This is a genomic window from Nocardiopsis sp. NPDC050513 (genome assembly GCF_044457925.1).
In the GTDB taxonomy this organism is placed as follows: domain Bacteria; phylum Actinomycetota; class Actinomycetes; order Streptosporangiales; family Streptosporangiaceae; genus Nocardiopsis.
Genome location: NZ_JBITHK010000007.1, coordinates 176,017 through 195,307, shown reverse-complemented (window position 1 = coordinate 195,307; position 19,291 = coordinate 176,017). Strand labels below are relative to the sequence as shown.

Annotated in this window: 19 protein-coding genes; 8 read left to right on the top strand and 11 right to left on the bottom strand. The window is 72.7% G+C overall.

Annotation, left to right across the window (positions count from 1 at the left end; translation table 11 throughout):
- Positions 1-54: 54 nt before the first annotated feature.
- The 7 genes from mutM to recG form a co-directional block, all read right to left on the bottom strand.
- Positions 55-909, bottom strand: coding sequence for a bifunctional DNA-formamidopyrimidine glycosylase/DNA-(apurinic or apyrimidinic site) lyase (mutM, locus tag ACIBFB_RS15000; RefSeq protein WP_397230279.1), 855 nt, complete (start codon positions 907-909; stop codon positions 55-57).
- Position 910: 1 nt separating this feature from the next.
- Positions 911-1,651: a ribonuclease III gene (gene rnc, locus ACIBFB_RS14995; protein ID WP_397230277.1), complete on the bottom strand. Its 741-nt coding sequence runs from the start codon at positions 1,649-1,651 to the stop codon at positions 911-913.
- 326 nt (positions 1,652-1,977) lie between these two features.
- Positions 1,978-2,154: a 50S ribosomal protein L32 gene (rpmF, locus tag ACIBFB_RS14990; RefSeq protein ID WP_013151268.1), complete on the bottom strand. Its 177-nt coding sequence runs from the start codon at positions 2,152-2,154 to the stop codon at positions 1,978-1,980.
- Positions 2,155-2,282: 128 nt separating this feature from the next.
- Complete coding sequence (locus ACIBFB_RS14985) at positions 2,283-2,828, bottom strand: YceD family protein (RefSeq protein WP_397230274.1); 546 nt, start codon at positions 2,826-2,828, stop codon at positions 2,283-2,285.
- A 227-nt stretch (positions 2,829-3,055) separates the two neighbouring features.
- Positions 3,056-3,544 carry a pantetheine-phosphate adenylyltransferase gene (gene coaD, locus ACIBFB_RS14980; protein WP_397230272.1) on the bottom strand — a complete coding sequence of 163 codons (489 nt, stop codon included), beginning with the start codon at positions 3,542-3,544 and terminating at the stop codon, positions 3,056-3,058.
- A 137-nt stretch (positions 3,545-3,681) separates the two neighbouring features.
- Positions 3,682-4,251, bottom strand: coding sequence for a 16S rRNA (guanine(966)-N(2))-methyltransferase RsmD (gene rsmD / locus ACIBFB_RS14975; protein WP_397230270.1), 570 nt, complete (start codon positions 4,249-4,251; stop codon positions 3,682-3,684).
- Between the two features lie 38 nt (positions 4,252-4,289).
- Positions 4,290-6,503, bottom strand: coding sequence for an ATP-dependent DNA helicase RecG (recG, locus tag ACIBFB_RS14970; protein WP_397230268.1), 2,214 nt, complete (start codon positions 6,501-6,503; stop codon positions 4,290-4,292).
- Between the two features lie 384 nt (positions 6,504-6,887).
- Here recG and rpmB point away from each other — a divergent pair, with 384 nt between their 5' ends.
- Entirely contained in the window at positions 6,888-7,073 is a 186-nt protein-coding gene (rpmB, locus tag ACIBFB_RS14965; protein WP_013151263.1) for a 50S ribosomal protein L28, read from the top strand.
- Positions 7,074-7,177: 104 nt separating this feature from the next.
- Here the strand turns inward: rpmB and ACIBFB_RS14960 are convergent, their stop codons facing one another.
- Together ACIBFB_RS14960 and ACIBFB_RS14955 are read right to left on the bottom strand one after the other, a co-directional pair.
- A complete protein-coding gene (locus ACIBFB_RS14960; RefSeq protein WP_397230608.1) occupies positions 7,178-7,831 on the bottom strand; it encodes a cellulose binding domain-containing protein in 654 nt (217 codons plus the stop codon).
- A gap of 198 nt (positions 7,832-8,029) precedes the next feature.
- Positions 8,030-9,037, bottom strand: a complete 1,008-nt coding sequence (locus ACIBFB_RS14955) for a thiamine-phosphate kinase (protein WP_397230266.1) — start codon at positions 9,035-9,037, stop codon at positions 8,030-8,032.
- Positions 9,038-9,168: 131 nt separating this feature from the next.
- On the opposite strand from ACIBFB_RS14955, the gene ACIBFB_RS14950 reads away from it, so the two are divergent.
- Positions 9,169-9,402 (top strand): Lrp/AsnC family transcriptional regulator, encoded by a 234-nt coding sequence (locus tag ACIBFB_RS14950; RefSeq protein ID WP_397230264.1) that lies wholly within the window; start codon positions 9,169-9,171, stop codon positions 9,400-9,402.
- 37 nt (positions 9,403-9,439) lie between these two features.
- Positions 9,440-9,886 carry a DUF3515 domain-containing protein gene (locus ACIBFB_RS14945; protein WP_397230262.1) on the top strand — a complete coding sequence of 149 codons (447 nt, stop codon included), beginning with the start codon at positions 9,440-9,442 and terminating at the stop codon, positions 9,884-9,886.
- A 136-nt stretch (positions 9,887-10,022) separates the two neighbouring features.
- Here ACIBFB_RS14945 and ACIBFB_RS14940 read toward each other — a convergent pair whose 3' ends face one another.
- Positions 10,023-10,853 (bottom strand): DUF3105 domain-containing protein, encoded by an 831-nt coding sequence (locus tag ACIBFB_RS14940; RefSeq protein WP_397230260.1) that lies wholly within the window; start codon positions 10,851-10,853, stop codon positions 10,023-10,025.
- A gap of 89 nt (positions 10,854-10,942) precedes the next feature.
- Here ACIBFB_RS14940 and ACIBFB_RS14935 point away from each other — a divergent pair, with 89 nt between their 5' ends.
- The 5 genes from ACIBFB_RS14935 (at position 10,943) to cydC (ending at position 18,452) form a co-directional block, all read left to right on the top strand.
- On the top strand, positions 10,943-11,704 hold the full coding sequence (locus tag ACIBFB_RS14935; protein ID WP_397230258.1) for a DUF305 domain-containing protein: 762 nt from the start codon (positions 10,943-10,945) through the stop codon (positions 11,702-11,704).
- 379 nt (positions 11,705-12,083) lie between these two features.
- Positions 12,084-13,523 (top strand): cytochrome ubiquinol oxidase subunit I, encoded by a 1,440-nt coding sequence (locus ACIBFB_RS14930; protein WP_397230256.1) that lies wholly within the window; start codon positions 12,084-12,086, stop codon positions 13,521-13,523.
- Positions 13,524-13,535: 12 nt separating this feature from the next.
- Positions 13,536-14,627: a cytochrome d ubiquinol oxidase subunit II gene (gene cydB / locus ACIBFB_RS14925; RefSeq protein WP_397230254.1), complete on the top strand. Its 1,092-nt coding sequence runs from the start codon at positions 13,536-13,538 to the stop codon at positions 14,625-14,627.
- A gap of 250 nt (positions 14,628-14,877) precedes the next feature.
- On the top strand, positions 14,878-16,689 hold the full coding sequence (gene cydD / locus ACIBFB_RS14920) for a thiol reductant ABC exporter subunit CydD (protein ID WP_397230252.1): 1,812 nt from the start codon (positions 14,878-14,880) through the stop codon (positions 16,687-16,689).
- Positions 16,686-18,452, top strand: a complete 1,767-nt coding sequence (gene cydC / locus ACIBFB_RS14915) for a thiol reductant ABC exporter subunit CydC (protein ID WP_397230250.1) — start codon at positions 16,686-16,688, stop codon at positions 18,450-18,452. The genes cydD and cydC overlap by 4 nt, the downstream gene beginning before the upstream one ends.
- A 95-nt stretch (positions 18,453-18,547) precedes the next feature.
- Here the strand turns inward: cydC and ACIBFB_RS14910 are convergent, their stop codons facing one another.
- A complete protein-coding gene (locus ACIBFB_RS14910; protein WP_397230248.1) occupies positions 18,548-19,108 on the bottom strand; it encodes a Uma2 family endonuclease in 561 nt (186 codons plus the stop codon).
- Positions 19,109-19,291 lie beyond the last annotated feature (183 nt).

The following is a 19,291-nucleotide window of genomic DNA, read 5'->3' as shown; positions in this document are numbered from 1 at the left end:
GCCGCCGGCGAGGAACGGGCGCCAGGCGCGGCGGAGGCCCAGAGCGGGCACAGCTCAGCGGCGGGCCCTCGGCGCCGGCTGGCAGCGCGGGCAGCTGAACGACGACCGGTTCATGAACGCCTCCCGGACGATCGGCGCGCCGCAGCGCCCGCAGGGCCGGTCCTCGCGCCCGTAGGCGTTCAGACCGCGCTCGAAGTACCCGCTCTGCCCGTTGACGTCGACGTACAGCCCGTCGAAGGTGGTCCCGCCCACCGCGAGCGCCTCGTTCATGACGTCGCGTACGTGCTCCAGGAGTTCGGCCGCCTGGAGAAGGGACAGGCCCCGGGCGGAGCGGGCCCCGTGCAGGCGGGCACGCCAGAGCGCCTCGTCCGCGTAGATGTTGCCCACACCGCTGATGAGGGACTGGTCGAGCAGCGCGCGCTTGACCTCGGTCCGCCGCGCGCGCAGGGCGCGGACGAAGGCATCGGGGTCGAAGTCGGGGTCCAGCGGGTCCAGCGCGATGCGGTCGACCGAGGCGGGGACGCCGTCCCGCTCGCCCGGGGCGTCCACCAGCAGGTGGCCGAAGGTGCGCTGGTCGACGAAGCGCAGCTCCTGGCCGTCCGAGAGCGGCAGCCGCACCCGCAGGTGCCTCTCGTCCGGCTTCCCCACGGGCTGGACGAGCATCTGTCCGCTCATGCCCAGGTGGGTCAGCAGCATCTCACCGCTGTCCAGGGACAGCCACAGGTACTTGCCCCGGCGGTGGGCGGCCGTGGGGACCCGCCCCTCCAGGCGGGCGGCGAAGTCCGCGGCGCCGGGGACGTGGCGGCGTACCGACCGAGGGTGCAGGACTTCGACGGCGCCGACCGTCCGGCCCAGCGCGTGCGCGGCCAGGCCGCGGCGCACGACCTCGACCTCGGGGAGTTCGGGCACGTCAGCTCCGGTTCTGGCCGTTGGAGGAGGACTGGGCGGCGTCGGCCCGGGCGCGGATCGCCTTCCACGCGGACTCCGCGGCCTGCTGCTCGGCCTCCTTCTTGCTGCGGCCCTCGCCGAGGCCGTAGCTCTCGCCCGCGACGCGCACGGTGGCGCGGAAGGTCTTCTGGTGGTCGGGGCCGCTCTCGTCGACGTGGTATTCGGGGACGCCGAGCATCTCGGCCGCGGTCAGCTCCTGCAGGGACGTCTTCCAGTCCAGTCCGGCGCCCAGTCCCGAGGCCGTCGCGATGAGCGGGTCGAAGAGGCGGTGCACGAACTCGGAGGCCACGTCCAGTCCCCGGTCGAGGTAGACGGCGCCGATGATCGCCTCGAGGGTGTCGGCGAGGATCGAGGACTTGTCGCGGCCGCCGGTGCCCTCCTCGCCCCGGCCGAGGCGGATGTAGGCGCCGATGCCGAGGCCGCGGGCCACGTCCGCGAGGGCGCGCATGTTGACGACGGCGGCGCGGAGCTTGGCCAGCTGTCCCTCGGGCAGGTCGGGGTGCTTGCGGAAGAGGGTGTCGGTCACCACGAGGCCGAGCACGGAGTCGCCGAGGAACTCCAGGCGCTCGTTCGTGGGCAGCCCGCCCTTCTCGTAGGCGTAGGACCGGTGGGTGAGGGCGCGGAGCAGGATCTTGGGATCGACCTCGACGCCGATCGCCTTGTGGAACGCCCTGGCCTCGGAGACGGAGAGTTGGCTTGCCACGCGAGTTCACTTCCCTGTTCTGACGCGCCCCGGGGAGGACGCGCATCCTGCGGTCGGGTGCGGATCCCCGGCTCGGCAGGGGTGCTCGAACACGAGGTGATCGTCGCGGGAGCGGGGCTCCCCCGGCAGCCACCACGAACTCGGGAACCCGTGGGAGCCCGGATCACGGCTGGGTGCTTCTGCGGTTCTGGTTGTCTACTGCCCACGTTGGCGCGGGTCACTCACCCTACGGACTCCCTCCGACAGCACTTCGGGGCGGACCCGGTGTTGGGGTCCGCCCCGAGGCGAATCGTCGGGTGTGGGACCCGATGCCTGACACGAGCGTGTTACGCCGGGTTGGTGACCTGGCGGTTGTTGTAGGTGCCGCACGTCGGGCACGCGATGTGGGGCTGCTTCGGGTCACGGCAGCGCGGGCAGTTGACCAGCACCGGGCGCGACGCCTTCCACTGGGAACGGCGGGTCCGGGTGTTGCTCCGCGACATCTTCCGCTTCGGGACGGCCACTTCAATCCTCCTGGGTCACCCCCGCGGTCGCGGGAGGTCGCTTATCTGGTCACCCCGCGCGCTGCGGCGGGGAGGGTGTGTCCCGTCACGCGGGCGCCCGACGGACGCCCCGTGACCGGTTCACGGGCTCATCGTTCTCCGGGATCCTCCGCGATGGCGCGGAGAGCCTCCCAGCGTGGGTCCACGGCGTCGCCGTGGCCGTGGTCGGGACCGACCTCGGCGAGTCGGACACCGCACTCCGCGCACAAACCGGGGCAGTCCGGTTCGCACAGCGGCGAGAGCGGGAGGGCGAGCACGACGGCGTCCCTGACCACGGGTCCGAGATCGAGCAGGTCGCCCTGTAGATAGTAGTCCTCATCCTCGTCGGACGCGTCCTCCTCGGCCGCGGCGGACTCGCCGTCGTCGGCGGAGTAGCGGTACAGCTCCTGGAAACCCGCCTCGATCTCGTCGGAGAGGGGATCGAGGCAGCGCGAGCACTCCGCCGTGAGCTGTCCGCTGACGGTGCCGGTGACGAGGACGCCCTCCATCACCGCCTCCAGCCGGAGGTCGAGTTCGACCTCGCTGCCCTCGGGCACGCTCGCCAGCGCCCCGGAGAAGGCCTCCGGCACGGTCACGATGCGGTTGACGGTTCGCATCGACCCCGGCTGGCGGCCCAGCTGACGGGTGTCGACCACGAACGGGTCACGAGGTTCAGGACGAGACAGGGTAATCGCGCTTTCACGAGAGGTTCGGTGCCGGGCACGCGGACGGATGACGGGTCCGGCGTGACCAGCCCGCGCGCACGCCAAGTACGGCGACGCTCAGGGTCGGACCCAGATTCTACCTATCATGGGCCCGACCACCCAAATCAGCCGCCGGAGCCGGTCCCAGCGCGGGTGTCGGTCCCGGGGCGGGCGGTCGGCTAGCGGCGTGAGCGCTCCTCGTACTTGTCCCGGAGGCGCTCCTGGACGTACGGCGTCACCAGACTGGACACGTCCCCTCCGTGCTGGGCGATCTCGCGCACCAGGCTGGACGACAGGAACGAGTACTGCGGGTTGGCGGTCATGAACACGGTCTCCACGCCGGAGAGCCGGAAGTTCATCTGCGCGATCTGGAGTTCGTAGTCGAAGTCACTGACCGAGCGGAGGCTGCGCACGATCGTCTCGATGCCGTTCGCACGGCAGAAGTCGACGAGCAGCCCGTCGAAGTCGGTGACGCGGACGTTCTCGAGGTCGGCGGTGCTCGCCCGGAGCATGTCCAGCTTCTCGGGGACGGTGAACAGCCCGCGCTTGTTGACGTTGTTGAGCACGGCCGCCACGACCTCGTCGTACTGCTTGGCCGCGCGTCCGATGATGTCGATGTGTCCGAAGGTCACCGGGTCGAAGGAACCCGGGCAGACGACTCGGCGCACGGTGGATCGCCCCTCTCAGGAGTTACTCTCGAGTACAGCGATCGTAGGGGTTGCCCCCGGCGCGGATCGGGGCGACACCCGCATAACGGAGTTCTACCGCGGCCGGTCCGGCCCACGGGGAGGCGCGCCGCGGGGTCTCACCGGGCGGGGGGCCGCGCGTACCAGAGCACCGCCTCCCCGTAGCCCCGCCTCCGGTCCCGCTCCAAACCCTTCGGCCAGGCCGGTTCGGCGCCGCGCTTGGAGCGCTCGACCACGACCACCGCGTCCTGGGCCAGCCACCCGTTGCGCACGAGGTCGGTGAGCACACCGGCCACCTCCTCGTCGTCGGCCGCGTACGGGGGGTCGGCCACGACCAGGTCGTAGGGCTCGCCGGGGTGCACGGCGGCGACCACCCGTTCCACCCGGTCGGCCACCAGGCGGGCGCCGGGCAGGCCCAACGCGCCGATGTTGTCCTGGACGACGCGCGCCGCCCTCCGGTCGGCCTCCACGAGCAGCGCGTGCGCGGCGCCGCGGGACAGCGCCTCCAGCCCGATGGCCCCCGACCCCGCGTACAGGTCCATGACCCGCAGCCCCTCCAGGGAGCCGAGGTCGGACTGGACGGAGGCGAACAGGGCCTCGCGCGCCCGGTCGCTGGTGGGTCGGGTGGTGCGGCCGTCGGGCGCGGCGATCCGCCGTCCGCCCGCCGCTCCGGCGATGATGCGCGTCATGCCTCCACGTTAGGGCGTCCGGGCGTCGGCCCGGCTCCTCAGGCCTTGTCCAGGTACTCCGCGCGGTCCTCGGGCAACAGCTCGGCCAGCGCCTCGGCCAGCGGCGGGTACGCGGTCAGGTCGGGGTCGCCCCCGACGTAGGCCGTGGCCTCCTCCCGCGCCTCGCCGATCAGCTCCTCGTCCTTGAGCAGGGTGAGCATCCGCAGGGACGACCGCGCACCGGACTGGGCCCGGCCGAGGACGTCGCCCTCCCGGCGCGCCTCCAGGTCCACCCGGGACAGCTCGAACCCGTCGGTCGTCGCCGCCACGGCGCCCAGCCGCTCCCGTGCCGGAGAGCCCTCCTCCGCGTCCGTGACGAGCAGGCACAGCCCGGGCAGCTTCCCCCGGCCGACGCGCCCGCGCAGCTGGTGCAGCTGCGAGACGCCGAAGCGGTCCGCGTCCATGACCACCATCACGGTGGCGTTCGGCACGTCCACGCCCACCTCGACGACGGTCGTCGAGACCACCACGTCGGTCCGTCCGTCCGCGAACCGGCGCATGACCGCGTCCTTGTCGTCGGGGGCCATCCTGCCGTGCAGAACCTCCACCGCGAGGTCCGCGAGCGGCCCCTCGGCCAGTCGCGCGGCCACGTCGAGCACGGCCAGCGGAGGTCGGGCACCCGGGGCCTCCTCGTCCTGGTCGCCGCCCACCTCCTCGTCGGCGTCCTCCCCGCCGACGCCCCCGCCGTCCTCGCCGATCCGCGGGCAGACGACGAACGCCTGGCGGCCCCGGGCGGCCTCCTCCACGATCCGCTCCCAGGCGCGGGTCAGGAAGTGCGGCTTCTCCCTGGCCGGGACGACGTGCGTGGACACCCCCGCGCGACCGGTGGGCAGCTGTGTGAGCGCGACCACGTCGAGGTCGCCGTAGACGGTCATGGCGACCGTGCGCGGGATCGGCGTGGCGGTCATCACGAGCACGTGCGGACGCCCGTCGACCGCCTTCTCCCGCAGGGCGTCGCGCTGCTCCACCCCGAACCGGTGCTGCTCGTCCACCACGACCAGGCCCAGGTCGGCGAAGGACACGTGCTCCTGGAGGAGGGCGTGCGTGCCCACGACGATCCCGGCCGCGCCGGAGGCGGCGTCGAGCAGGGCCGCGCGGCGCGCGGCGGTGTTCATGGAACCCGTGAGCAAAGCCACCCGTGTGGCGTTCTCCGCCCCGTCCAGCTGGCCGGCGCGGGCCAGCGGTCCGAGCATGGCGCCGATCGAGCGGTGGTGCTGCTGGGCGAGGACCTCCGTGGGTGCGAGCAGGACGGCCTGACCTCCGGAGTCGACCACGCGGAGCATGGCGCGCAGCGCGACCAGGGTCTTGCCCGCGCCCACGTCCCCCTGGAGAAGGCAGTGCATCGGGTGGGCCGCGTCCAACCGCTCCGCGAGGCGGTCGCCCACCTCGCGCTGGCCGTCGGTGAGGGTGAAGGGCAGCTCGGCGTCGAAGGCGTCGAGGATCCCGCCCTCGGCCCCCGGGCGCGGCCTGGCCGGCAGCTCCTCGGCCTGGTGGCGGCGCCGGGCCAGGGCCAACTGGAGCACGAAGGCCTCGTCCCACTTCAGGCGGCGACGGGCGCTGCCCACGTCGGCCCACTCCGAGGGCCGGTGGATCCGTTCGAGGGCGTCCTGGACGCCGGTCAGGCGGTGGCGTTCGCGCACCCCGGGAGGGAGCGGATCGGGCAGGTCGGCGGCCCGGGCGAGGGCCAGGTCCATCGCCAACGCGATCCGGGACGAGTCCAGCCCCTTGACCGCCGGGTAGATCGGGATGAGTTCCTCGGCGAAGGCGCGGGCGCGCTCGCCCTCGCTGCCGTCCTCGTCGATGAGCTGGTACTCGGGGTGGTCGAGCTGGCGGCGGCCGCGGTAGGTGGAGACCCGGCCGGAGAGCAGCGCCAGCCGACCGGGGACCAGGGAGTTCTGGTGGTGGGCGCCGCGGTTGAAGAAGGTCAGGTGCAGGCGGCCGGTCCCGTCGGTGACCGTGGCCTCCATCATGTCCATCCGGCGTCGGCCCTGGCGCGCGGGCACGGTGCGGCGCTTGGCGTCCAGGACGCGCGCCTGCACGGTGACGTCCTCCCCCTCGCGCAGCGCGGCGAGGTCGGTCAGCTCGCCCCGGCGGTCGTACCGGCGCGGGTAGTACCGCAGCAGGTCGCCGAGGGTGTGCAGGTCGAGTTTGTCCTTGAAGGCCCGCGCGGAGCCCCCGAGGGCCACGCGCAGCGGTTCGTCCCAGGTGCTCACGGTGTCCCCGTCCCCGCCGGTTCGCTCTGCTCAACGTCACCGTAGTGGCAGCGTGCGACGCGTGGGAGGCGCGTGGGCCCGGCGGTCGGAACCGGGCGGGCGTCCGACCCCTCCCGGCAGGGGTATACTCGTCGGAGTTCATCGCCTTTTCGCCATGCCCGCGTGGTGGATGCGATGCTCAGGTGGGGGTGCGAGGGCTTCGGCCGCACCGTCTCCACCACGGCGAGTACGGGCACCGGTCCGCGGTACGCATCCGCGACCACGGCCTTCGTGTACTCTTCCACGGTTGGCGTCCGCGCCAGCCTGCCCACCCGGCCTCTCCCGGTCGGTCGACCCTTCGCGTGCGGCGACGTGCGCGATCCCGAGCGCTTGAATGGAGTTACCGTGGCTTCCGTCTGCGACGTCTGCGGCAAGGGACCAGGGTTCGGTAACAGTGTTTCCCACTCGCACCGTCGCACCCGCCGCCGCTGGAACCCCAACATCCAGACCGTTCGCACCCGTGTGGGCGGCACGCCCAAGCGCGTGAACGCCTGCACCTCGTGCATCAAGGCCGGCAAGGTGACCCGCTAGGGTTCCAGCCTTCTGGATTCGGCGAAGGCCCTCCGATCAGTGGTCGGGGGGCCTTCGGCGTGTCCGGGGCCGGGACCGCCGGGCCCGTCCGGGGGGCGGGCCGGTCAGAGAGCGCAGACGTGGCCGTTGAGCGAACAGCGGACCGGATACTGCGGCGCGCCGAGGGCGTCGAGCTCGAGCGCCGCCGAGTCGCCGGGGTCCAGGTCCTCCTGGGAACCGGGCTGGCGGGCGAGGATGCCGTCCGAGAACGGCTCCCAGTCGGCGTCGCGGACCTCGGTGACCTCGGCGGTGTCGAAGGCCAGCGCCAACTCCCAGGCGTCCAGCGTGACGCGGGAGGTGTTGGTGACGGTGACCCGCGCCGTGAACCCGGTCGCACTGGTCTCGACGATCTCGTACACCACCGTGGTGGGCTCCGCGCCCGACTGGACCTCCTCGCCGCGTTCCCCGGAGGAGCCGCCCTCCGCGTCGTCGGGCGAGGCCCCGTGGCTGGGGTGCGCCCCGTCCTGGGTGCCCGGGACCTGCGTCGCTCCGGGCGAACCGCCGAACTGGAGGTAGATCTGGGTCGTGCTGTAGCCGAAGAGCAGCAGGCCGAGGATGACTCCGGACACGACGAGGACGTTGATCAGCCGCGGGGGTTCGACGCGCTTGGGAACGGTGCTCTCCAGGTAGCCGCCGATCCGTCGCAGCACACCGGCGTCCGCCCGTTCGCTGCGGTGCACACCGCGCCGGGAGTCGTGCCGCGACACGTGCCGCCCCATAAACCGCCTCTCGACGATGCTCCGCTTCTGCCTGCCCTCGCCGGGTGGACGCCGGTCGCGGACCTTCCGTGCCCGGGCGGTGACGAACGTTCCGGGGCTCTTCGCGCTCCACGAGGACGGGCGGGCCGCCCAGCGGACGGCGCGAGCCGCGTTGGCACAGCCTAGCGCGATCGCCAAACGGGACAAATCCCGACTGCGTCAACGATCGCGGAAGTGATCCCACCCGCTCCGGACCGGCGGCCGGCTGCCCACGGTGACGGGCGTCCGCGCCGACGGGTCGGTCACGTCCCCGGCCTCCTCCCCGCCAGTGAGGACGCCGCCCATCCGGATCCAGTTCTCGGGGAGGTCGACGCCGGGTGGGAACGTCGCGGCCAGGGCGTGGTCCTCGCCCCCGCCGACCATGAGCTCACGGGCGGCGCGTTCGGCGTCCTCCGGCCTCGCGCCCAGGAGGCGGACCGCCTCCAGGAGGGCGGGGTCGGGGCGGAGCGCGTCGGGGTCGAGATCGATGCGGACCCCGCTGGCACGGCAGACGTGGCCGAGGTCCTGGGCGAGGCCGTCGCTCACGTCGAGCATGGCGGTGGCTCCGGCCCTCGCCGCCGCCGGGCCCTCGGCGTAGGGCGGGCTCGGCCTGCGGTGCTCGGACAGGCACTCCGCGGGGCCGTCGAGCCCCGCCTCCAGGAGGGCGAGACCGGCCGCCGACAGACCGAGCCGGCCGGAGTAGGCCACGACGTCGCCCGGGCGGGCGCCGTCGCGGCGCACGGGGGCTCGCCCCTGGAGGTCGCCGAGGGCGGTGATCGCGACGGTCAGTGTGTCGGACGCCACCGTGTCTCCCCCCACGACGGCGCCGCCCGCCAGCGCGCACTCGTCGCGCACCCCGGCGGCGAACTCCTCCGCCCAGGCGACGGGCAGGTCGGAGGGGGCCGCGAAGCCGATGAGCAGCCCGGTGGGGCGGGCGCCCATGGCGGCGACGTCGGCGAAGTTCTGCGCCACGGCACGGTGTCCGACGTCGCGCGCCGACGACCACTCCCGACGGAAGTGACGCCCTTCGACCAGCACATCCGTGGTGGCGACCGTCCTGCCGTCGGGCGCCGCGACGACCGCCGCGTCGTCGCCTGGTCCGAGGATTACATCTTGCGTCGTGGGGAATTTGCTCGTCACGCGTGTGATCAGAGCGAACTCACCAAGACCCCCAATGGTGCTCAACACAGGGATCAGGGTACGGTGACGCTCCGGAACAGTGGTCTAGACCCACGATTGTCACCTGTTCGTCATCGGCCGCACCGTCGGCTCGGCCGGGGCCGCTCTACCTCACACCCGGCACACACGAAGGAGTTCACATGGTGCAGGCATACATCCTGATCCAGACTGAGGTCGGGCGCGCCGCGGAGGTCGCGGGACGGATCAGGGGGATCGAGGGCGTCGACGAGGCGCACGACGTCACGGGGCCCTACGACGTGATCGTCCAGGCCCACGCCGACGACGTCGACTCCCTGGGCGCCCTGGTGGTGGCCCGGATCCAACGGTTGGACGGGATCGCCCGCACCCTGACCTGCCCCATCGTCAACATCTGACGGGCGGGCGGGGGTGCTGACCGTGTGGAGAGCGGGTGTGGGAGCGGCCGTCGCCGCCGTCCTGTCGGCGACCGGGTGCGGAGCGGGGACCGTGCGGATGGAACCGCCGGAGGCCGACGAGACGACCACGCAGGCCTGTACCGCGTTCGTCGCCGCGCTTCCCGACACCCTCCTGGACGCCGAACGCGCCGACGTGCGCCCCGAGTCCGACGTGATGGCGGCGTGGGGCGATCCCCCGATCGGTGTGCGCTGCGGAATCCCCCGTCCCGCGGCGCTGACCATCGACGCCCCCCTCCAGGAGGTCGACGGGGTGCCCTGGCTCCCGGTGCCCGCCGACGACCCCACCATGTTCGTGGCGGTGGGCCACACCGCCTACGTCGAGCTGACGGCGCCTCCGAGCTACGGCCCTCCGGCCGCCGCGCTGACCACCCTGAGCACGCTCGTCGAGGAGCACATCCCGCCGCTGCCCGGGGACCGGCTCTGACCCCGGGCGCGTAGGCCGCGCGGAGACCGGGGGAACACGGACGAAGGACGGGAAGGGGGCCGCCGACAGTGCGTCGGCGGCCCCGGGTCCTCGCGGTGGTTGGGATCGGTGGGACGGGAGGGATCGGTGTGAGGGGCTACTCCTCGGCGGGCGCGTCCGAGGCGGGCGCGTCCTCCTCGTTCCCGGCCTCCCCGTCCGCCTGCTCCTCGTCGGCGGCGTCGCCCTCGGCGTCCTCTCCGCCCTCACCGTCCGCGTCGTCCGCGCCGGTGTCGGCGCCGGACCCGTCGTCCATCGGGGTCTCTCCACCGAGGAAGCCCATGTCGCCCGTCTCGAGGCCCTCCTCGACCACGGACGCCGTCGCGGAGATCGCGCCCGAGCAGGCGGCGCCGGGTTCGGGGACGTCGGTGCCGCGCTCGTAGAGGGCGACGAAGCGCTGGAGGGCCTCGTCGTCCGCGGCCTCGGCGGTGATCTGGCGGCCCCAGCTGGAGGCGACGATCGGCGCGTCCAGGTCGTCGTGGGGGGTGATGAGCAGGTAGTCGCCGGGGCTGTACAGGTCCACGAGGGCGTCGACCTGGTCCTGCGCCAGGTCGGGCGAGTAGTTGATCCACACCGCGCCGTGCTCCAGGGAGTGCACGCCGAACTCGGGGGTCACGGCCTCGGGGTAGACCCCGCAGTTCTGCCAGTAGGCCCAGTGGTCCCCGCCGACCGGCGGCGACTGCGCGTAGTCCACCCGTTCTCCGACGTCGACGTGCTGGTAGGAGCCGACCTCGAACTCCTCCAGACCGGGGATGATCCGACTGCGGATCTCCATGAAGACCGCGAACGCGAGCAGACCCAGGACCAGGGCGGCGGCGGCGCTGACGCCCGCGATGTTGAGTACCTTGCGACGCCGTTCGAGCTTGAGCCGTTGTTCCCGCATCTCCGCGGCTCTACGACGCCGTTCCTCCGCCGTCTTCTTCTTGGCCACCGGGCCTCCTGGTACACATGCGGTCGAATAGGACTTATCTATCCTCTACTTTGGCACCACAGCTGTGCGATTCGACCAGGATTGGGTCCATGGGACACACAAGCGAGACCTCCGCCGGAGCCGCCGACGGAACCGACGACGCGCCGGACGGGGCCGCGATCGGACGCGGTAGCGCGGGGGAGACGGGCGACGTCCCCGGGAGCGGGCCCCTCCGTTCGGCCGGGCGCACCGTTCCCCTGGGCATCACCGTGATTCTGGTCACTCTCGCGTTGGCGGTCGGCTACCTCGTGGGGCGCCCGTCCAGTCCGTTGGACAACAGCGCCGACGCGGGCTTCCTCCGGGACATGAGCTCCCACCACGCCCAGGCCGTGGACATGTCGCTCATCGTCATGGACAAGACCGAGGACCCGGAGCTGCGGATCGTCGCGGTCGACATCGCCCGCACACAGCAGGGCCAGATCGGCATCATGCAGGGCTGGCTGACCATGTGGGGGCTGAACTCGCGCGGTGCGGAGCCGCCGATGGCGTGGATGGAGGGCTCCGAGCACGACCACGGCGCGGGCGAGGGCGTCGTTCCGGAGACCATGCCCGGACTGGCGACCGAGGAGGAGATGGACGCCTTCCGGGCCGCCGAGGGCGTGGAGGCCGAGATCATGTTCCTGGAGCTGATGATCGCCCACCACGAGGGCGGCATCGACATGGCCGAGGTGGAGGTCGAACTCGGCCGCGAGGAGCTCGTGACCGACCTGGCCCGGGGGATGGCCGACGCCCAGGCGAAGGAGATCGAGGCGATGGAGGCCATGCTGGCCGACCGGGGCGTCGACGCCGGGGAGGCCGCCGCGGAGGACTGAGCTCCTCCGGCCCGGGCGCCCCCTCCCACGCGCCGCCCGCCACCACCCCGTGGAGACCCGTGCCAGCCCCGGAGGCCGGGGCGGAACGCGGCCGGGACCCGGAGCGCCCCCGCGTGCGTGTCGCACCGCACGCCGTCCTGTGTCCACGGTCACTCCCGGAGCGGGACCGAGCGCGCACGCGACCGCGTTGTCGCAGGTGAAGGCCCGACAGCCGGAGTGATGCGGTCGCACCGGACGCTCCACACGCACCACCCCCGCACCCCTCTCCCGCCCCTCGGGGCCGCGTCGACCAGTGAATTCCCGGGGTCGCCCAGACTTACGACGCGATGTAGCACTACATTGTGTAGTACTACGGCCAGTCGGCACCTGAGAGGTGGGCATGGAAGCTCTTGATCTCGCGAGGTGGCAGTTCGGGATCACCACGATCTACCACTTCCTCTTCGTACCCCTGACCATCGGGCTGTCCCTCATCGTCGCGGTCCTCCAGACGGTCTGGTACCGGACCGGCAGGCACGAGTACCTCCAGGCGACCCAGTTCTTCGGGAAGCTGTTCCTCATCAACTTCGCCATGGGCGTGGTCACCGGGATCGTGCAGGAGTTCCAGTTCGGGATGAACTGGAGCGAGTACTCGCGCTTCGTCGGGGACGTCTTCGGCGCCCCGCTGGCGATGGAGGCCCTGCTCGCCTTCTTCCTCGAGTCGACCTTCATCGGCCTGTGGATCTTCGGATGGCACCGGCTGCCGCGCGCGGTGCACCTGCTGTGCATCTGGCTGGTGGCGATCGGGACCAACCTGTCCGCCTACTTCATCCTGGCGGCCAACGCGTGGATGCGCCGCCCGGTCGGCTACCGGGTCGACCCGGAGACCGGCCGCGCCCAGCTCACCGACATCTGGGCCGTGCTCAGCAACGACCAGGCCTGGTCGACCTACCTGCACACGGTGTCGGCGGCGTTCGTCACCGCCGGGCTGTTCGTCGTGTGCGTCAGCTGCTACAAGCTCTGGCGGAACACACGGCACGGCGACACCGGAGTGGCGGGCGTGGTCCCGCCCGCGGGCGACCGCGCCCTGTTCCGCGGAACTCTCAAGGTCGGGCTCGTCTTCACCCTGCTGGCCGGGATGATCGTGGTGGTCTCCGGCGACCACCAGGCCAAGCTCGCCGCCGAGTACGAGCCGATGAAGCTCGCCGCCGCCGAGGCCCTGTGGGACACCGAGGAGGGCGCCGACTTCTCGGCCTTCGCCGTCGGTGACACCGAGGCCCGGTACAACCCGATCGACGTCACCGTTCCCAACGTGCTCAGCTTCCTCGCCACCGGGGAGTTCGACGGCGAGGTGCACGGGATGAACGACCTCCAGGAGGCCTACGAGCAGGCGTACGGACCCGGCGACTACACGCCCAACGTGTTCGTCGTGTACTGGGCGTTCCGCCTGATGATCGGCCTCGGTCTGGCCGGCGTCGCGGTCGCCGCCCTCGGGCTGCTCCTGACCTGGGGCCGCCGCTCGCCGCGACCGTGGTTCTACCTCCTGGGCATGCTCGCCCTGCCCGCGGCGCTGGCCGCGAACATCCTGGGCTGGGTGCTCACCGAGATGGGCCGCCAGCCCTGGACCGTCCACGGCGAACTGCTCACCGCCGCGAGCGTCTCCCCGGGGGTCGGCCTCGGGGCGGTCGCCACGAGCCTCTCCGTCCTCACGGCCCTGTACGGCGTCCTCTTCGTGGTCGAGGTCGGACTGCTGGTCAAGTACGTCAAGGCAGGGCCGTCGCACCTCGTCCCCGAACTGGCGGACGACGGGGACGAGGCCCGCATCCCGCACTTCAGCTACTAGGAGCCGAGGACCATGGATCTGACCGTCATCTGGTTCGCCGCCATCGCGGTCCTGTGGACCGGATACTTCGTCCTGGAGGGCTTCGACTTCGGGGTGGGGACGCTGCTGCCCTTCATGGGCCGGCGCGACTCCGTGGACCGCCGCGTCGCCATCAACGCGATCGGGCCGGTCTGGGACGCCAACGAGGTGTGGCTGCTCACGGCGGTGGGCGCGACGTTCGCCGCCTTCCCCGCCTGGTACGCGTCGATGTTCAGCGGGTTCTACCTGCCGATCCTCGTCGTCCTGGCCGCCCTGATCGTCCGCGGCGTGGCCTTCGAGTACCGGGGCAAGCGGGACAGCGCCCCGTGGCGCCTCTGGTGGGATCGGGCGATCTTCCTCGGCAGCGCCGCGCCCGCGTTCCTGTGGGGCCTGGTCTTCGCCAACGTCGTCCGGGGCGTGGCGATGGACGCCGACCACACCGTCACCGCCGGTCTCCCCGACCTGCTCAACCCCTACGGCCTGCTGGGCGGTCTGACCACGCTGTCGCTGTTCACGCTGCACGGGGCGGTGTTCCTGACACTGAAGACCGACGGACCGGTGCGGGTTCGGGCACGGCGGGCGGCGCTGGTCGCGTCGAGCGTCGCGATCCCCGCGGGGACGGCCTTCCTCGCCTGGACCCAGGCCGCGCACGGCGCGCCCTGGACCCTGCCGGTGGTCGTAGCGGCCGCCGCGGCCCTGGTGGGCGGGGTCGTCGCGGCCCGGGCCGGCCGCGAGGGCGTGTCGTTCGCCCTGACCGCCGTGACCGTCCTGGCCGTGTCCGCGGCCGTCTTCGGGTCGCTGTTCCCCAACGTGCTGCCCTCGACCACCGACCCGGCGTTCAGCCTGACCGTGTCGAACGCGGCCTCGGCCGAGTACACGCTCACGGTGATGACCTGGGTGGCCGTGGTGTTCCTGCCGCTGGTCATGCTCTACCAGGGGTGGAGCTACTGGGTGTTCCGCCGGCGCGTGACCGGGGCGCAGGTCACCGGTGACCACCTCGCGGGCGGAGAGGGCCCCGGCGCGCGGGCCACCGGCGCGTCGGCCCCCGTCGGGGAGGCGGGATCCGGGAGTGCCGGGCCCCGGTAGGAGGACCGGGGGCGGCTCCGCACCGGCCCGCCCTCCGTAGACACCGCGCGTGGGACGTCCGTGCGCATCGCCCCGCCCGGACGTTCCACGCGCGGCCTTCCGCGCGGCCCTCCGCGTGCGCCTCCCCCCACCGACGGGGTTCGTCCGGCGTCGTCCACAGCCGGAGAAGAGGCCCTGCCGCGCCTCGGACCGAGTGAGTAGGGTCCAAGGAGATCGTCCCGCCGTACCATCCCCCGGCAAGGAGACCCGGTTGAAACCGCTAGACCCACGCCTGGTGCGCACCGCCGACGCGGTCCGGGTCCACCTGGCCGTCTCCGTCGCCAGCGGCGTGCTCGTCACCGGGCTGATCCTGGCGCAGGCCTGGCTGCTCGCGTACACCATCACCGGGGCGGCCCGGGGCGCCGGGACGGAGACCCTGGGGTGGGCGATCGCCGCCGTCGCGGGGGTCGCCGTGGCCCGGGCGGCGCTCTCGTACCTGGCCGAGGCCTCCGCCCTGCACAGCGCCGCGCGCACCAAGTCCCAGCTGCGCAGACGTTTGGTCGCGCACGTGACCGGCTCCGGCCGGGTGTGGACGGCCGAACCCGGGGCCGACGGCGATGCGGTCTCCCCCAAGGCGGGCGAGCTGGTCACCCTGGCCACCCGGGGCCTGGACGCGCTCGACGACTACTTCGCCCGATACCTGCCGCAACTGGTGCTGTCCGCCATCGTCCCGCTCGCGGTGCTGGCGGTGGTCTTCTGGGCCGACTGGATCTCCGGGATCGTCATCCTGGTGACGCTGCCGCTGATCCCCGTCTTCATGGCGCTGATCGGGATGCACACCCAGTCGCGCACCGACCGGCAGTGGCGGCTGCTGAGCCGCCTGGGCGGGCACTTCCTGGACGTCGTGGAGGGGCTGCCCACACTCGCGGTGTTCCGCCGGGCCAAGGCGCAGGCGGCCGTCATCCGGCGGGTCGGCGAGGAGCACCGGCGGGCCACCATGGGCACCCTGCGGATCGCCTTCCTGTCGGCGTTCGCGCTCGAACTGCTGGCCACCCTCGCGGTGGCGCTGGTGGCCGTGGAGGTCGGACTGCGGCTCCTGGGCGGCTACATGGACTACCAGACGGCCCTGCTCGTGCTGATCCTGGCCCCCGAGGCCTACCTGCCGCTCCGCGAGGTGGGCGCGCGCTTCCACGCGAGCATGGAGGGGGTGGCCGCCGCCGAACAGGTCTTCGCCGAACTGGACCGCACCCGCGGCACCCGCCGGGCGGCCGGGGCCGGGGGACCGCGGCCGGTCGGGGAAGGCGGGAAGGCGCGGCGGGAGCCCGGGGGCGAGGAGAGGGACGGGGAGGAGCCCGCGCCGACCGCCGGAGTCCGTGCCGCCACCGCCGGAGACATCCGTCTGGAGGGGGTGGGCGTGCGCTACCCCGGACGGGACCTGCCCGCGCTGAGCGGCCTGGACCTGGAGATCACCGCCGGAGAGCACGTCCTGCTCACCGGACCCAGCGGGGCGGGCAAGACGACCCTGCTGTCCCTGCTGCTGCGGTTGAACGAACCCGGCGAGGGCCGGATCAGCGTCCGGGCGCCCGGCGGGGACTGGACACCGCTGGAGGACATCCCCGCGGAGGACTGGCGGCGGGGGATCGCGTGGGTCCCCCAGCACCCCTACCTGTTCGACGTCTCGGTCGCCGACAACATCCGGCTCGGAGCCCCGGTCGCCACCATGGAGCGGGTGCGCGAGGCGGCGCGGCGGGCCGAGGCCGACGCGTTCGTCTCCGCGTTGCCGGAGGGGTACGACACCCGCCTGGGCGAGCGCGGCGCACGGCTGTCAGCCGGTCAGCGGCAGCGGATCGCGCTCGCGCGGGCGCTGTGCCGCGACGCTCCCCTGGTCCTGCTCGACGAGCCGACCGCCCACCTGGATCCGGAGAACGCGGCCGCGGTGCGCACGGCGGTCGCCCGGCTCCTGGAGGGCCGGACCGCCGTCATCGTCGCCCACGACACCGGATGGGCCCGCGACGTGCTCGGCGCCGCGCCGCGCGTCGCGACCCTGCCACTGCGGAGCCTGGAGCGGAGTGTGCCGCGATGAGTGCCGACACGGAGATCCCCGTGGAACGCGGAACGGACGGGCCCGCCGACGGCCGGGACCCGCTGCGGCGGATGATCGCCCTGGCGTGGCCGCGCGGGGGCCGGTTCGCGCTGGGCGTGCTGCTGGGCGCGGCCGCGACCGGCGCCGGGGTCGCCCTGCTGGGTGTGGCGGCGTGGATGCTCGCGACCGCCGCCGACCACCCGCCGATCACCGCGCTCGGGGTGGCCGTGGTCGCCACCCGGGCCCTGGGTGTCAGCCGTGGCGTGGCCCGCTACCTCGAACGCCTCGTCACCCACGACGCCGCCTTCCGCACCCTGGCCGAGGTGCGGGTCCGGGTGTACGAGCGGCTGGCGGCCACCGAGCCGTTCGGCCGGTTCCGTTCGGGCGACCTGGTGTCGCGGCTGGTCAGCGACACCGAGGCGACGCTGGACCTGCTCGTGCGCGGGTTGACGCCGCCGCTGGTGTCGGTGGTGACCGGCGGCGCGACCGTACTCTTCCTGACCTCGGTGTACGTGCCGGGCGGTCCCCTGCTCGCCGCGGGGTTGCTGCTGGCCGGTCTGGCGGTGCCGCTCGCGGCCGCCGCGCTCGGCCGGGGCCCGGGCCGGCGGCAGGCCAGGGCCCGCGGCGAGCTGGCGACCGCGCTCGTGGACACCCTGCACGGGGCTCCGGACCTGGTGGTCTACGGGGCGATGGAGCGGCAGGTGGAGCGGGTGAACGCCGCCGACGCCGAACTCGCCCGGACGGAGCGCCGGGACGCGGCGATCCTCGGCTTCGGCGCGGGGGCGACCGCGCTGATCACCGGGCTCACCGTCTGGGCCGCGCTGCTGCTGGGCGTCGCCGCAGTGGAGGGCGGCACGCTGGGCGCGGTGTCCCTGGCGGTGCTCGTGCTGACCACGCTCGCGGCCTTCGAGATCGTCGCGCCGCTGCCCGCGGTGGCCGCCAGGCTGGGGGCGATCCGGGCCAGCGGGGCGCGGCTGTTCGGGGTGCTGGACACGCCGCCCGCCACCGCTCCCCCGGCCCGTACGGGGTTGGAGCCGGACGGCGACCCGACGGTGCGCGTGCGGGACCTGCGCGTGCGGTACGGCCCGGAGGAGCCCTGGGCCCTGGACGGGGTGGACCTGGAGATCCCGGCCGGGTGGACGGTGGCGGTGATCGGTCCGAGCGGCGCGGGGAAGAGCACGTTGGCGTCGGTGCTGCTGCGGTTCCGCGACCCGGACTCGGGGCGGGTGGAGATCGGCGGCACGGACGTGACCGCCTACCCCGCGGACGAGGTGCGCGCCGTGGTGTCGGGGGTGCCGCAGGATCCGCACGTGTTCGCGTCGACGCTCCGGGAGAACCTCAGGCTGGCGCGGCCCGGCGCGGAGGACGACGAGCTGTGGGCGGCGCTGCGCCGGGCACGGCTCGCCGACGATGTCGCCGCTCTGCCCGAGAGCCTGGACACCCGGGTGGGCACGCACGGTTCGGGGCTGAGCGGCGGCATGGTGCAGCGGCTGGCGCTGGCCCGCGCCCTGCTCGCCTCACCCCGGGTCCTGGTCCTGGACGAGCCGACCGCGCACCTGGACCCGGACACCCGCGACGCGGTGATCGACGACCTGTTGGACGCCGCCGAGGGCTACTCGACCCTGCTGATCACCCACGACCTGACGGGGCTGGAACGGGTCGACCGGATCTACGTGGTGCGCGAGGGGAAGGTGATCCAGTCGGGGACGTACGCGGAGCTGTCACGGGAGGAGGGGTGGTTCCGGACCGTGAGCACCCACTGAGCGTGCTGGTGGTTGGGAGGCCTTCCCAAGACGTCGTGAGCACAACGAACCGGGCGACTGTCCAGGTCACCCGGCTGCTCGGAGAGGTGGCCCTGTCAGGTGAGGAGTGGCGTCGCCTCGATCTCGATACCGAAGGGCTCCGGAAGCTTCACGGACGCGCCCCGGACCGCCCGAGCGACCTCCTTGTACTGACCCTTGTCAGGGTTGGAGAACAGGGCGATCTCACTCTTGCGCGGGTCGATCACCAGATAGAGCGGTACACCAGCCCGGGCGTACCCCTTCACCTTGCTCTGCCAGTCATGGAGGGTGCTGCTTGGCGAGACGACCTCGACCGCAAGCTCGAGGTCCTCGGCGGGGCGAACCCAGTCCGGACCGGAGTTGCCCTCTCTGCGGACCACTGAGGTCGGTATGACCGCCAGGTCGGGAACGTAACGGTCCCCTGTCTCAGCGACTTCTACGGTGACCACCTGAAGCGCCCGCAGGTCAGCGAGTCCTGCCCGGATCAGGACTTCGTGAAGAACTGTCACGATGTCAGCGTGCCGGTAGGACGGTGTTGGTGACACGACGATGCTCCCGTCGATGATCTCCGTGCGATAACCCTCCGGGAGTTCGAGGTTGTCAGCCAGCGTTGGGAGGTCCACAGTCGTTTCCTCCACCCGCTCGTGAATAGCACACGTCATTCGCAACCCCCCGCAGTGTTCGGAACGTGTCCGACGGTAGCGAAGGCACACGACAAGCGTACGCGTTCTCCAGGAAATAGTCAGGGATGAACCCCGGCAGGCCAGCGCACGCCCCCCTGGTCGCCCGCGCGGCTGACACCGGCGGGCCCATCCTCTAGG

Excerpts from the sequence above, each read along its gene's own strand:
- rsmD (WP_397230270.1), bottom strand. The coding sequence starts at position 4,251 with ATGACGCGCATCATCGCCGGAGCGGCGGGCGGACGGCGGATCGCCGCG.
- ACIBFB_RS14960 (WP_397230608.1), bottom strand. The coding sequence starts at position 7,831 with ATGGGGCGGCACGTGTCGCGGCACGACTCCCGGCGCGGTGTGCACCGC.
- ACIBFB_RS14950 (WP_397230264.1), top strand. The coding sequence starts at position 9,169 with ATGGTGCAGGCATACATCCTGATCCAGACTGAGGTCGGGCGCGCCGCG.
- ACIBFB_RS14935 (WP_397230258.1), top strand. The coding sequence starts at position 10,943 with ATGGGACACACAAGCGAGACCTCCGCCGGAGCCGCCGACGGAACCGAC.
- ACIBFB_RS14930 (WP_397230256.1), top strand. The coding sequence starts at position 12,084 with ATGGAAGCTCTTGATCTCGCGAGGTGGCAGTTCGGGATCACCACGATC.
- cydB (WP_397230254.1), top strand. The coding sequence starts at position 13,536 with ATGGATCTGACCGTCATCTGGTTCGCCGCCATCGCGGTCCTGTGGACC.
- cydC (WP_397230250.1), top strand. The coding sequence starts at position 16,686 with ATGAGTGCCGACACGGAGATCCCCGTGGAACGCGGAACGGACGGGCCC.